The organism is Paraglaciecola sp. (genome assembly GCF_039964565.1).
Classification (GTDB): Bacteria; Pseudomonadota; Gammaproteobacteria; order Enterobacterales; family Alteromonadaceae; genus Paraglaciecola.
Map to the genome: position 1 here is coordinate 15,050 of NZ_JBDVXF010000039.1, position 14,096 is coordinate 29,145.

The 14,096-nt window shown below is 43.0% G+C and carries 9 protein-coding genes; 8 read left to right on the forward strand and 1 reads right to left on the reverse strand.

Going from position 1 to position 14,096, the window contains the following annotated elements:
- The first annotated feature begins 49 nt into the window (after positions 1 to 49).
- The 7 genes from ABJK37_RS17185 (at position 50) to ABJK37_RS17215 (ending at position 10,684) form a co-directional block, all read left to right on the forward strand.
- Positions 50 to 1,234, forward strand: coding sequence for a CoA transferase (locus tag ABJK37_RS17185; protein ID WP_348356513.1), 1,185 nt, complete (start codon positions 50 to 52; stop codon positions 1,232 to 1,234).
- 318 nt (positions 1,235 to 1,552) lie between these two features.
- Positions 1,553 to 3,904: a TonB-dependent receptor gene (locus tag ABJK37_RS17190; RefSeq protein WP_348356515.1), complete on the forward strand. Its 2,352-nt coding sequence runs from the start codon at positions 1,553 to 1,555 to the stop codon at positions 3,902 to 3,904.
- A gap of 72 nt (positions 3,905 to 3,976) precedes the next feature.
- On the forward strand, positions 3,977 to 4,960 hold the full coding sequence (locus tag ABJK37_RS17195; protein ID WP_348356517.1) for a nitronate monooxygenase: 984 nt from the start codon (positions 3,977 to 3,979) through the stop codon (positions 4,958 to 4,960).
- Positions 4,957 to 6,618: a class I adenylate-forming enzyme family protein gene (locus ABJK37_RS17200; RefSeq protein ID WP_348356519.1), complete on the forward strand. Its 1,662-nt coding sequence runs from the start codon at positions 4,957 to 4,959 to the stop codon at positions 6,616 to 6,618. Before ABJK37_RS17195 ends, ABJK37_RS17200 begins: the two co-directional genes overlap by 4 nt.
- 52 nt (positions 6,619 to 6,670) lie before the next feature.
- Positions 6,671 to 8,158: a carotenoid oxygenase family protein gene (locus tag ABJK37_RS17205; RefSeq protein WP_348356521.1), complete on the forward strand. Its 1,488-nt coding sequence runs from the start codon at positions 6,671 to 6,673 to the stop codon at positions 8,156 to 8,158.
- Positions 8,159 to 8,192: 34 nt separating this feature from the next.
- Positions 8,193 to 9,434, forward strand: coding sequence for an acetyl-CoA acetyltransferase (locus tag ABJK37_RS17210; RefSeq protein WP_348356523.1), 1,242 nt, complete (start codon positions 8,193 to 8,195; stop codon positions 9,432 to 9,434).
- Between the two features lie 50 nt (positions 9,435 to 9,484).
- Positions 9,485 to 10,684: an acetyl-CoA C-acyltransferase gene (locus tag ABJK37_RS17215; protein WP_348356525.1), complete on the forward strand. Its 1,200-nt coding sequence runs from the start codon at positions 9,485 to 9,487 to the stop codon at positions 10,682 to 10,684.
- 118 nt (positions 10,685 to 10,802) lie between these two features.
- On the opposite strand, the gene ABJK37_RS17220 is transcribed toward ABJK37_RS17215, so the two are convergent.
- On the reverse strand, positions 10,803 to 13,004 hold the full coding sequence (locus ABJK37_RS17220) for an endo-1,4-beta-xylanase (protein ID WP_348356527.1): 2,202 nt from the start codon (positions 13,002 to 13,004) through the stop codon (positions 10,803 to 10,805).
- A 191-nt stretch (positions 13,005 to 13,195) separates the two neighbouring features.
- Between ABJK37_RS17220 and ABJK37_RS17225 the strand changes: the two genes are divergently transcribed.
- Complete coding sequence (locus ABJK37_RS17225; RefSeq protein ID WP_348356529.1) at positions 13,196 to 14,017, forward strand: polysaccharide deacetylase family protein; 822 nt, start codon at positions 13,196 to 13,198, stop codon at positions 14,015 to 14,017.
- Positions 14,018 to 14,096 lie beyond the last annotated feature (79 nt).

The window sequence follows — 14,096 nt, forward strand, 5'->3', positions numbered from 1 at the left end:
TTATTAAGAACTTAGTCATTAGTAGATTGCCAGATTTGGAGTCGTAAAATTGAATGCATTATTAAGTGGTATACGGGTATTGGATTTTGGTCGATATATTGCAGGGCCATTTTGTGCCACCTTGTTGGCTGATCTTGGCGCCGAGGTTATTCGCATTGAAAAACCTGCTGGTGGAGAAGACCGCTATACCGTGCCTGTGACCTCAGGCGGTGAAGGTGCCTACTACATGCAAATTGGCCGCAATAAACAATCTATGACCTTAAACCCCATGAGCGAAGACGGGCAAGAGATTGTAAAACGTTTGGTTAAAACCGCAGATGTGGTGGTGGTGAATGTGCCACCAAAGGCCCTCAAAAAAATGGGACTCGATTACGAGTCCTTATGTGCGATTAATCCCAGTATCATTTTAACTTTAAATACCGCATTTGGCTCTACTGGCCCTTATGCCGAGCGTGGTGGCTTTGACACTATTGCGCAGGCGATGTCTGGAAATATGCATTTGAGCGGTACTCAGGGTAATCCAGCTAAATCATTTACGCCCTATTGTGATTTTGGTACAGCTTCACTGAGTGCGTTTGGCACTCTTGCGGCAATAATGCATCGCATCCAAACGGGTGAGGGGCAGGTGGTTGAAGGTAGTTTGCTAAGTACCGCTTTGACCTTCAATAACGCCGCATTAATTGAAGAAGCCTTGCTACAGAAAAACCGCCAGGGAACGGGTACTCGAGGCCAATACAATGCCCCTACTGATACCTTTGAAACCCAAGACGGTTGGCTTTCCATCCAAGTTGTAGGTCAGGGGTTATTCAAACGCTGGTGCAATTTATTAGAACTTAATCAATGGCTTGAAGATCCCAAATTCAGCAGTGACCAAAACCGCGGTGATAACGGACAACTCGCAAGTCAAAAAATGCAAGAATGGTGTTCAAAGCGTACTAATCAAATTGCCATGGCGGAGTTGTCAAAAGCAGGCATACCAGCGGGAGAATTATTAACTCCAGCGCAAACCCTGAAGAATGAACAGGTGATAGAAAGTGATTTATTACATCCTCTTGATTATCCAAATAGCCCTCAAGCTGCGCCAATAGCTAATCATCCAATAAAATATTCAAAAACCGAAACCGCTAAGTTTGCGCGGGCTCCGACTCTTGGTGAGCATACTGAGAGCATTTTAAAGCAGCTCGGTTACCAGCAAAGTCAAATACAAGAGTTTCAGCAAAGAAACGTTATCTAGAGTTTGATGTGAACTAGCCGTTATTTTTAGGCTGGCTAGTTATCATAAATACCGCCTTCGAATTTTTCGACAGTTCGAAGCGTTTACTGTTGTCTCCCATTAATTGGAGAACGCACGCCTGATTTCCACCCCCAACATTTTCAATGTTATTACCTGAAACCCTCTTAAAACAAGGTTACACAATTAGTAAACAATTTATTAACAATAAAGCTTGCATTAAAGGACTCTAAAATATACAGTTTTATCACTTGCGTTATTAGACCATGTGTAAGCCGTCTTAAAACGTGTAATTTAGTTCTGAATTTTCAGGAGCAAACGATGCAAACAAATTATAAAAAGAAACGCGTAGCCTTATGCATATCAGCGTTATTAATGGGCAACAGTATTAACTTAATCGCCCAAGAAGCCACTGAATCGGATTCAGAACTATCTTTAGAGGTAATTCAAGTCACCGCGCAAAAACGCTCTCAAGGATTACAAGATGTGCCTATTTCAATCAGTGCTATTTCTGGAGATGTGCTTAAAAACAGCAATATAAACTCCCTTACTGACATGGCGACATCAGTACCCAACCTGACTATTACCAAGTCAGGCATTACCAATCAGATTGGGATTCGAGGCATATCTTCTGGGGGTAATAAAGGTTTCGAGCAATCCGTTGCTATGTATGTTGACGAAGTGTATTACGGCCGCGACCAACTTATACAGTTACCTCTTGTTGATTTAGAGCGAGTAGAAGTGTTACGTGGTCCACAGCCTATTTTATTTGGGAAAAACGCAATTGCAGGTGCAATAGGCCTGACTTCGGCACGCCCAACTGAAGATTTTGAAGCCTCGATTACCACCTTATATGAGTTTGAACAGGAAGAGTTTAAAACTGTAGGCATAGTCTCTGGCGCCCTAACAGATAATGTCAAAGGCCGTTTTGTGGCGTCTTACCGTGAAATGGACGGTTGGATTGAAAACGTGACTTTGGAACGCATGGAACCCAACGTAGAGCAACTTTACCTAAGAGGTATGCTCGAGTGGGATTATGACGACCTGAATATACTCCTTAAAGCAGAAACTTCTACCTTCGATACCAAAGGCAGAGCCATTGAAAACCACTCACCTATAGGCAGTTATTCGACCATATTCAGCGGTGGACTTTTTGTAGAAACCGACCAAGATTACAAAAGCCAAAATAACGGACAAGAGAGTGCCAATCAAGTTGATAACCTTATGGTTAAATTTGAGTACAACTTAAATGATTTTACCTTAACCTCTACTACAGCTTACTTAAAATACGATACAGATGAACTAATAGACGTCGATTATACTGGATTGGACTTGTTCAATGGTTCAAACCAAGGTGAAAGTTTCAAACAATGGAGTCAAGAGTTTAGAGTTGCATCGCCTACAGATGGCGATGTCGATTATATTGCAGGTGTTTATTTACAAGATAACGAATTAGTTACCTATGACAATGTACTATTCGGCAGCACTTTTGCTGCAAACCCTGCCTATGTTCCAATTGTAAACGGTAGTTGGGACAGAGATTATTCTCAAGATTCTCAGGTGTTTTCGGCATTTGCGCAGTTAAATTGGCGCATTACCGATAAGTTGTCACTCACTGCTGGAGCTAGATACAGTAATGAAGAAAAAGACGCGCACCGAGTTTTAAATTTATTGGGAGCCGATACCACTGGCATACCCGCTAATGCGCTTTTCGAGGGCTCTCCTGCCTTTGGTCCGCAAGCTGGTTTTGAAGTGATGATGGGTGCCATAAAAATATACGCTCACGACTTAGAAGGTAATCGTAAAGAATCACAGCTAGACCCTCTGGTGAACCTGCAATATAAAGTTGACAAAGATACCCTAGTTTACGCTTCCTATACTCAGGGAAGCAAAGGTGGTGGCTTTGATATCAGATCCAATAGTTACCCTGAAAACCCAGTCAATCCGGGGTCATTTGAATTTGAAGATGAACAGGCAACCAGTTATGAGTTGGGAGGAAAGTTTGGTTTTGGTGTAGTGGAAGTGAACGCGGCTGCATTCTTTACCCAATACGATGATCTGCAAATAACCCAGTTTGATGGCACGGTTGGCTTTAACGTACAAAATGCGGCTGAAGCAGAAATTAAGGGCATTGAAATCGATGCTCGATGGTTACTTGCTGAAGCATTAGTGCTCTCAGGCTCTTTAGCCTACCTAGATTTCGAATACCTCGATTTTGATATCGCACAGTGTGCACCCGATTTAGTGTTACCCGATCAGGTATTAAGCTCAACAGTTGAAGGTTTATGTAATCTTTCTGGTGAGCGCGCGATTTACACGCCAGAATTTAGCGGTAGCTTGAGATTACAATATCAGCAGGATATTAACGATTGGGCCTATGTAACATACGGCTTAAATATGGAGTATAGCGATGAATACAACGCCGGTGTCACGCTTGATCCAAATACCATGCAAGACAGCTACACCCGATGGGGCGTACGAGTTGCACTAGCCGATTACGATGATAAATGGCAAGTCGCGCTTATCGCAAATAACATCACAGATGAAAGAGTCATGACCCTTTCAAATTCATTGCCTTTTGCTACTACTCTTACAGGTGGAACTGGCGTTGCTTATTACGGTATTTACGACCGACCAAGAAGTGTAGCACTGGAATTGACCTATAACTTTTAAGCTTATTTCCCTTCGTCAGGGTACCGTCTCCTAGGAGACGGTCTTAGGTCATATTAGACAGGAATCAGCATTATGAATTCAGCTTCTTCACTTACCAAAAAATTAAGCTTGCCTGTCATGCAAGCGCCGATGTTCTTAATTTCGGGGCCAGACATGGTGGTTAATGCTTGCCGAGCAGGGATCATTGGTAGCTTTCCAACCCAAAACGCTCGTACTCCTGAAATACTGGATCAGTGGCTAGGCCAGATTAATACGCGTTTAGATAATGAGCAGATCACTACACCTTGGGCAGTTAATCTCATTACCCATCCTACTTATGCTAGAGGTAAAGAAGACTTTCAGATGATTCTCAAACATAAGCCGCCAATAGTGATTACTGCACTAGGCAGCCCTGCAGCGCTAGTGGCAGAAGTGCACAATTACGGAGGTATTGTACTGGCAGATGTGATCAACCCAAGTTATGCAAAAAAAGCAGTCACTGCAAAGGTTGATGGACTAGTGTTAGTCAGTACTGGCGCGGGAGGACATACGGGTTATCTTTCACCTTTTGTGTTTGTGCAAGAAATACGTAAATTTTGGCAAGGCCTATTAGTATTGGGGGGCGGCATTGGTAGTGGCGAAGCCGTATTGGCCACCCAAGCAATGGGGGCGGATATTGCCTATTTAGGCACGCGTTTTATACCTACCGACGAAAGCCTTTGCCAAACAGAATACAAACAGATGGTGGTGGACTCAGACTCAGGCGATGTTGTGGTTTCTGATGCAATCACTGGTGTGAAAGCCAACTGGTTACGTCAATCTCTTATTAATGGTGGTTACAATCCAGATAATATGCCAAGTGCAGCAAAGATCAATTTTGCCAGTGCAGCGGGGACAGAAAACAAGCGTTGGAAAGATATATGGGCCGCAGGTCAAGGTGTTGCGAGTTCAACAGCGATTCAGCCTATTTCCGAAGTGGTTGAGACCCTGAAAAATGAGTATCAACGCTCCCTTACCAGTCTCATGAATAGACAAACATCCTGCGTAAATACAGCTCAAACTAGGGTACTTCTATGATTACTTCCGACAAAAATAGATTAAAACAATACCACAGTAGTGGTGAATGGGGTCTAAAGCGGCTCGATGAGTTATTTTACAAATCCGCTAGTCGCTTCCCGGATCGCTTTGCATTGGTCGATCCTGCAGATAAAGAAAGCCTAACGGGGCAAGCTGCGCAGCAACTGACTTATCAAGACTTGGCACTAAAAATTGATCAATTAACTGAGGTCTTTCTGAATAGTGGTTTAGTAAAAGATGACATTGTATTGGTGCAAATGCCTAATATAGTGGAATTGATTTATACCTATCTCGCCGCTTCACGTCTGGGCATTATTATTAGCCCAGTGCCAGTGCAATATCAGGAAAATGAGTTGTCGGGTATATTAAATATCCTAGAACCTAAGGCGATAATCCTGACCCCTTCGTTTAAAGAAACGTCACTAGTAGACAGGATTCGCAATAGCATCAAGTTATCTTCGATGCAGTCGACGGCCCCTAAAATTTTGTTGTGGGGGGAAGGGGACGCAGATTGTAACTTATCATCTGCGATAGACGATATTAGTTCGTTTACGCAATATGCTGAATACTCCCAGCGCCAAGAGGTTAGTGCAGATGACCTTATCACTATTTGCTGGACTTCGGGCACAGAAGGCACCCCTAAAGGTGTTCCACGAAGCCACAATCAATGGTTGGCGATAGGCAAAGCTACCTATCTAGGCAATCAAATTCAGGATAATGAAACCTTACTTAACCCGTTTCCGCTGATCAATATGGCGTCAATAGGCGGAATGTTTTTAAGCTGGTTGTACAGCGGCGGAAAATTAGTATTACATCATCCTTTAGACCTAGCGGTTTTCTTGCAGCAAATTGTGGTCGAAAAAGTCAATTACACATTGGCGCCACCTGCATTACTTAACGCTTTGTTGAAAGATGAAAAGCTTAAAAATGCCATTGATTTCTCGAGCATCAGAGCCATAGGCTCAGGATCTGCACCCCTTGATGTGTGGATGGTAGAAGGTTACAAAAAATTGTTTGGGATAGAAATAGTCAATCATTTTGGTTCCAACGAAGGCGTCAGTTTACTCTGTGGGCCTAACGAAACTCAAAGTCCAGAAAAACGCGCACGATTATTTCCATGTAGAAGTGACTTATTAGAGACCCGTTTAGTTAACGTCGAAACAGGGCAACAAATTACACAAAAGAATACGTCCGGAGAACTACAAATTAAAGGCGCTGGCGTGTTTGATGGTTACTATAAATCACCTTTAAAAACGGCCGAATCATTCACTACAGATGGTTATTTTAAGACTGGTGACTTATTCCAAATATCCTCCCAAGACCCTCAGTTTTATACTTTTATAGGTCGTTGCAAAGACTTGATCATACGCGGCGGTATGAACATTGCGCCTGCTGAGCTAGATAATCTGCTCAATGCCCACGAGTGTATTCTAGATGTCGCTGTGGCTTCTTATCCTTGCGATATTATGGGAGAACGCATTGCTGCATTTGTCGCCTTTAAGCCCGGAAAATCACTCACCCTTGGCGAACTAACGGACTACCTAAAACAACAGCATGTTGCGTCATTTAAGCTCCCTGAAAAATTGGTAATAGTGTCAGGCATCCCGCGAAATCCGTTGGGGAAGGTATTGCGTTATCAGCTTTCTGAGCATTTGTGAGCCTGCTTGCTAAGGTAATTAGCATTTGAAATTAAGTTAAAAAGGAAATCCTATGAGCACTAAATTAATTAAAGAATATGAAGCACTTGATACACCCGAGTGGACTGGGGTTGAAGAACATTATCACAATGTAAATCCTTATTTGCATGGCGCCCTAGGACCCACAAAATTTGAACACACTGAAGATGAGTTAGTTGTGTTGGAAGGGCAGCTGCCTGATGACTTGACTGGGGTGTATATCAGAAACGGTGCCAACTCGCGTTTTGCGAGTAAAGGTCCGCATCATTGGTTTGACGGTGATGGCATGTTGCACGCTTTGGCATTTAAAAATGGTAAGGCGAGTTATCGGAACCGTTGGATACGAACCAAACATTTCAACATGGAAAGCGAAGCGCAAAAGGTTTTGTGGCCAGGTTATGCGATGCCACGACCTGATCCAAATTCACCTCCTGGTAGTGGTAGCGACTTTTCCATTAAAGACGGCTCGAACACAGACGTTGTTTGGCATAACGGAGCCTTATTAACGACCTTCTATCAAACGGGTATTCCATACAGAGTCAATCCGGTGACATTAGAAACAGAAGGGCAAGAAACCTTTAATAGCAAACTTCCCAGACAAATGTCAGCCCACTGCAAAGTAGATGACGCTACCGGTGAATTAATGTTTTTCGACTACAACATGGAACAACCGTATCTAACTTATGGGGTAGCAGACAAAAACGGCCTGTTAACTGACTACGTTGAAATACCCTTACCTGGGGCACGCCTTCCGCACGATATGGCTATCACTGAGAACTATTCGATATTGATGGACTTGCCTTTGCATTGGAATGAAGGCCGCCACGGATTGCATTATTTTAAAGACCGCCCGAGTCGTTTTGCGGTGATTCCGCGCCATGGCAAACAACAAGATATCCAATGGTTTGATGCTAGCGCTTGTTATATCTACCACACAGTTAATGCCTATGAAGAAGATGGAAAAATCATCATGGATGGTTGTCGTCAGCCCGATCCTATTATGCCTCGTCAACCTGGTGATGGCGTAATAGAACGTATGAAGTCTGCTGGTACTTGGCACAACGTAAAATTGTATCGCTGGACCTTTGACCTAATCACAGGAGAAACCACTGAAGAACAGCTGGATGATACCAATGTGGAATTTCCAATGATTAATTCTGATTGGGTATTGGGCAAAAAATATCGATACAGTTACTCCACTTTGATGCCAAGCGATTCATTGATTAACTTCAGTGGCATATTTAAGTTTGACCATGAGACTCGCGAAAACCAAACCTATGAATTCCCTGCCGGCACCTGTGGCTCTGAAACGCCTTTTGCTCCAGCCGATAATGCAAAAAATGAAGATGATGGGTATCTAATTAGTTTCCTCACGGACAATGAGACGGGTAATAGTGAAGCGCAGATTTTTGATGCTCGTAAGATTAGTGCTGGCCCTATATGTCGGTTGAAAATACCTGAACGTGTACCTGTTGGATTTCATGCATGTTGGGTAAGCAGTGACAAGGCCGTAGGGTTGTAATAGCTGTTTAAATCAAATGTAAGTGTGGAAAGTTATGAATAATCAAGATATTTACGTATTGGGTGGTAGCCAGACAGACTATAGCTGCAATTGGGCTAGAGAAGGTAAGGGCATTTATGAATTGTTTGAGTCATGTTTGCAGCAAGGCTTGAGTCAAGCAAAGATACACGCCAAGGATGTAGATGTTGCTCATGTTGGAAATTTTGTCGCTGATCTATTTACCGGACAATCGCAGCTAAACGGCTTTTTTGCTCACGCCGAACCAGCCTTTGGCAATATTCCAACCTCTAGGCATGAAGCGGCCTGTGCTTCTGGTTCTATGGCTTTGCTGAGCGCTATGCGTGACCTTGAAGCAGGCCATTACCAGCTAGCCTGTGTTATGGGCATAGAGTTAATGCGTAACGTCGATTCGGCCACCGGAGCCAGTTATTTAGGCTCCGCCGCTTGGGTAGGCAAAGAAGCGCAAAATTGTCGTTACGTTTGGCCTAGATTGTTTGCAGATTTGTTAGAGCATTATCAACAACGCTATGGGATAAATACTCAACATTTAAGCCGCATATCCGAGATAAACTTTACTAATGCTAAACGTAATCCCAACTCGCAAACTCGTAATTGGAAGTTTAGCCCTGACAGCTTTAGTCAGCGGGATGAATTTAATCCAATTGTTGAAGGGCAACTGCGCAAACAAGACTGCGGGCAGATTACAGACGGTGCTGCAGTTGTGTTCCTAGCAAATAAAACATACGCCGCCGAGTACGCAAAAATACACAATATCAAGTTATCTGATATCCCTAGAATTAAAGGTTGGGGACACCGCAGTGCTCCTTTATTAATGAAACGCAAACTACAGCAAAGTCCAGCAGACGGATTAATATTTCCACATGTTCAAGGCACATTTAATGACGCCTTAACACGCGCAGCAATAGAAAACATTCACTCGTTAGACTTATTAGAAGTACATGACTGCTTTTCGATGACTGAATATATGCTTATTGACCATCTTGGAGTGACCGAACCTGGTGAGTCTTGGAAAGCCATAGAAAATGGAAGCATAGATTTTACTGGTAGTTTGCCCATTAATCCAAGTGGTGGGTTGATAGGTTTGGGTCATCCTGTCGGTGCTACAGGTGTGCGCATGATGTTAGATGCCTACAAACAAGTCACGGGGCAGTGCGAGGATTATCAAATCGAAAACGCTAAAAACGTTGGCATCTTTAACCTTGGTGGCAGTGCGACAACTTGCGCATCTTTTATTGTTGGTGCGGATCGTCACTGAAAATCTAGCTTAAATCCGAAACTCGTTTTAAAAAATTCAGGAAAAACAACATGAATCAGGCATATATATACGACATTATTCGCTCCCCAAGAGCGAAAGCTAAACCCGAGGGTGGTTTACATGATGTTTCTCCGTTTGAATTACTCAGCACGCTGTATTCAACTCTAGAACAGCGAACCGGCCTTAACCCAACAGATATTGGAGATGTTATCTTAGGCTGCGCTACTCAGGTGGGTGAACAAGCCGGGAACATAGCGAAATCTTCTGTTATGTATCATGGATGGCCGAGTAACGTTTCCGGATTAACAGTCAACCGCTACTGTTCATCTGGTATCGATGCTGTGAATATTGCAGCGATGAAAGTGATGACAGGAATGGACTCATTGGTGGTTGCTGGTGGTATTGAAATGTTATCTCGCACTCCGATGTTTGCTGATAAACCCAGTCCATTTATGGATATTAAATTAGCCTCAAAAATGGGCATGTTTATGATGGGAAGTGGTGCCGATTTAGTTGCATCACAATATAAGGTGAGTCGTGAAGACGCTGACAATGTCGCTTTATTAAGTCATCAACGTGCGGCTCACGCTAGAGATAATGGTTACTTTAAGTCTATTGTGCCAATCAATAATGCCGCAAAAAATACCAGCTTCAAAGATGACGAACTCATTAGGCAGAGCACCTTGGAAGGGCTGGCTCAAATGAAGCCGTCCTTTGCAAAAATAGGTGAGCAAGGAGTGGATGCTGTATATTTGCAAAAATTCCCTGAATTAGAACATATTGAACACGTGCACACCCCAGCAAATTCGCCTTCTATGGCCGATGGTGCTGCTGTTAGCCTCATTGGTAGCTTAGATGTTCAAACACAATTAGGTGTTGCGCCAAGAGCGAAAATAACCGCAATGTGTAATACCAATGCGGATCTTTATTCGGTAATCACTGGCGCCGTCATCGCCGCCAAAGAATTGATGCGCAGAGAAAATATCACGGCTAATGAAGTAGACCTATTTGAAATTCACGAAGCTTTTGCAGCCACTATGGTCATGTGTAAACAAGAGTTGGGAATCGACGATGATAAGTTGAATGTTAATGGTGGCTGTATCGCTTTAGGCCATCCATTAGGCGCTACCGGCACTATTATGCTGTCAACCTTGCTTGATGAGCTAGAACGCCGCAATCTGAAAACTGGGATTGTAGCGGCAAGTGGCGCAGCCGGCACTGGCACGGCATTATTGATTGAACGTGTTTAAGTCACCCAAGTAACTTCATATTTACGTGATAAATATGGTCTACCGTTCAAGCTTTACCGTTAGTCTTTGCATAAAACACTAACGGTAAACTCTTATCTTTGGCTATGAGAAATAGGATTTAGGGGGTAGTGAGTACAATATTATTCTCTGCACCTTTTTCGACATTGAAGGTCATGCTGTGTTCTGTACCTTGATAACTGAATATCACTTCATATTCTCCATAAAAGCCACGGCCGCTAAAGGTACCCTCGCTGCTGGTTTTTCCTGCAAACTCACTGTGCCATTGATTAAATATTAAATCTTTCCATACCCGTGCGTTAGGTTTCTCACGCCAATCAAGATCGTATAATGCGGCTTCGGGCACCCAGTGCCTACCCGCCCAAAATCCCCATAGCTGAACGCCAACCGTTGCAGGGTGGCTAAAGAAAATGGTAATAAAGTCACGGGTGTAGTCAGCTTGCAACTGCTCATTTTGTGTCGCGACATCAAATTCAGTAGAGCGAATATTGGCATTTGGAAATGCTGAGTGGAAACGCTCAATAATGCTATAAACCTTGGGGATATCAGTTAGTACATCACTAAAATGGCTTTGTAATCCAATGCCATCAATGGGCGCATTGTGGGTGTACAAATACTCAATGGTATTTTGGTAGTGTTGTTGGTGAGCGGTGTCTAACCCAGCGGACGATAAAATACTGTAATCATTGATATAGAGTTTATGCTCAGGCAAGTTAGCGCGGGCTCGCTCGAACCAATCGAGCATAATGTCATTACCAAATGCATCCATTAAATAATGATTGTCGTAGGGTTCGTTTAGTACGTCCCACTCAGAGGTTAGACTCGCTGTTTTTGACGCAATATCATCAATATGATTAGTGACAGCAACTAAAACTTGGGGATCAGCATTGCTAGGGTCATCGGGCAAATATTGCTGCATGCTGTTAGGCATATTTCGTTTAGAGGGCCAAACCAAAACGTGGCCTCGCGTGTAGAAATCGTTATCTTTTAACCATTGTAAGCCAGCTAAGGTGGTGTCTTGGTCAAAACTGCTGCCCCATTCACCAATCCATGGCCCCCACTTTAAGTCATTTTCGGGACCCGCTTGATTGAAAAGTTCCAACACTTTGTTTTGATAGGTTTTAGCGTCTGCATCTTCACTCACCAACAAATTGGACACTACGGCAGAACCGAAGTGATAAGCATGTTTACGCATAGTGATATCGATATCCATATCGAACAATTTGTCACCGCTAGGAGTTTGTATGGTTAAGGTAAAATCACCTTTGCGATATTCTTCAATTCGCGCTGCAGCTTCAGCTCGCCAAGGCGCGTCTTCGCTTTGACCACCATAGGTTGCCTCTGTTTGCGGTAAGTCCGCAAAAGCAATGTTTTGTTGATAGTTGTACAATTCAATGCCGGCCAGTTGAAATTTTTGTGGCTTGTCTCCCGCTCCGAGTTCAAACATTAAGCTTAGTTCACCTTGTGCAAACTCTTGAGTGACTGTTGCGGGGATAAAAAACTCTTGCCATTCACTAGCACTATTGATGTTGCGACTAATTAATTTAACGTATTCAGGTTCTGGACCTTGCAGTAACACACGAGTAAAACCTGTACCGGTTTCGTATTGACTGGTTATAGTGCGAAAATACAAATGCAGCAGTAAGTTGTCACCCACTTTCACCCCTTCACTAAGTCCAATACTAATATTGCCATTCCAAGTAACGCCCGAAGGATTGGTGATATCCACTTCCAAGGCTTGTGTAAATTGCGGGTGTGTTAGGTCAACGATATTGCTAGTTCCCACAGGTTGACTGCCGTTACCTTCCCAAAACGACGCTGCAGATAAAGGGTTAGCAGCTAGGATATAAGTGCCACCTTCTGGGACTTGCAGCTCACCGGTTTGAGGTGGAGTAGTTGAGCTGACATTAGTAATGGTTATTGTTACGGAATCACTACTGGTTGCTCCATCGTCGTCGGTAACAGTAACTGAAAATGTCAATACTTGCTCACCGTCTACCTCCGGGGCAACAAAGTTTGCCGTGGCAGTGTCTGCAGCGACTAATGTGACAGTTGTACCACTTGAAGTTAACTCCCAGAGGTAGGAGTTTATCGTTCCGTCAGAATCTGAAGCGCTGCTGCTAAGTGTAACTTCGCTGAGTTCCTCAACTACCTGATCGCTACCTGAATCAACGGTAGGCGCAACATTGGCGGCGGGTGTAGGTGTTGAAGGAGAACTTGTAGAAGCATTATTCGCCCCACCTCCACCACATGCATTCAAATAGAAGGCTGATAGAAGTATGAAGCAGGTTTTTTTACTCATGTACATCATGTAAACCTTGTAAAAATATTGTTAATTTTGCGATGTTGTCATCAGGTTTCATAGAATTCAATTGTGAAAATAAGTAAATCCATTATGTATCATGGTTTCATGACTTTATCCAAAATATCAGCAGGTTAACGCCCGTTATTAATCAATAAATAGCATTTTTGACTAGAGCTTAGAGTGAGTATTTGTTTACACTAGTATGCAAACAAATTGCAGATGGTGACAACGTGGTACGGGTAACAGTTTTTTTTCATAACTTAGCGTTTTTGCTAATCGGTTTATTCATCATTCAACCATCTGCGTTGGCAGCACAGCAATGGCCAGAAGGTGAAAAAATAGCGATTAGTTTGTCATATGACGATGCACTTAATAGTCAACTTGATAACGCCTTGCCAGCGTTGAATCAGCGAAACCTTAAGGCGTCATTTTATATTGTTCCTTTGTCTGACGGATTTAAAAATCGAATTCAAGAATGGCGTCAGTTGGCTCAACAAGGCCATGAACTGGGTAATCATTCATTATTTCATGCCTGCCATAGTGGTAAACCAGGTAGGGAGTGGGTAGAGCCTTGGAATGCATTAGACGATAGAATGGTGCAAACAATGGTGAGTGAAATAACTTTAGCGAATACTATACTCACTTCGCTAGATGGGTATAGTGAGCATACTTTCACACCGCCTTGTTTTGACCAAATGGCTAAGGATGGCAATTACGTGAATGCGGTCAAAGAACAATTTGTAGCAATAAAAAGTTTAGAGGACCCAAACTTTGCCGCATTAATTGCGCCGAGTGATATCAGCAGCGCAAAGATTATCGAGTTTATTGAAAAACAGCCACCAAATATCAAGTTGGTTAACGTATTGTTTCACGGAATTGGTGGAGATCACTTGGTTACATCAACCGAACAACATGCCAAGTTTCTTGATTATTTACTGGCCAATAGTGACAAATATTGGATAGATACCTATCGCAACATTATGTTGGCAAAGAAACGTCATAGTCAGTAGTTTTTATAATATTTTGTCTTTTTCTTGGAAAACGGCAGATTTTTATAGAACAACTCAAGCACATAACTAAGGTAATTTG

Excerpts from the sequence above, each read along its gene's own strand:
- ABJK37_RS17190 (WP_348356515.1), top strand. The coding sequence starts at position 1,553 with ATGCAAACAAATTATAAAAAGAAACGCGTAGCCTTATGCATATCAGCG.
- ABJK37_RS17195 (WP_348356517.1), top strand. The coding sequence starts at position 3,977 with ATGAATTCAGCTTCTTCACTTACCAAAAAATTAAGCTTGCCTGTCATG.
- ABJK37_RS17200 (WP_348356519.1), top strand. The coding sequence starts at position 4,957 with ATGATTACTTCCGACAAAAATAGATTAAAACAATACCACAGTAGTGGT.
- ABJK37_RS17205 (WP_348356521.1), top strand. The coding sequence starts at position 6,671 with ATGAGCACTAAATTAATTAAAGAATATGAAGCACTTGATACACCCGAG.
- ABJK37_RS17210 (WP_348356523.1), top strand. The coding sequence starts at position 8,193 with ATGAATAATCAAGATATTTACGTATTGGGTGGTAGCCAGACAGACTAT.
- ABJK37_RS17215 (WP_348356525.1), top strand. The coding sequence starts at position 9,485 with ATGAATCAGGCATATATATACGACATTATTCGCTCCCCAAGAGCGAAA.
- ABJK37_RS17220 (WP_348356527.1), bottom strand. The coding sequence starts at position 13,004 with ATGAGTAAAAAAACCTGCTTCATACTTCTATCAGCCTTCTATTTGAAT.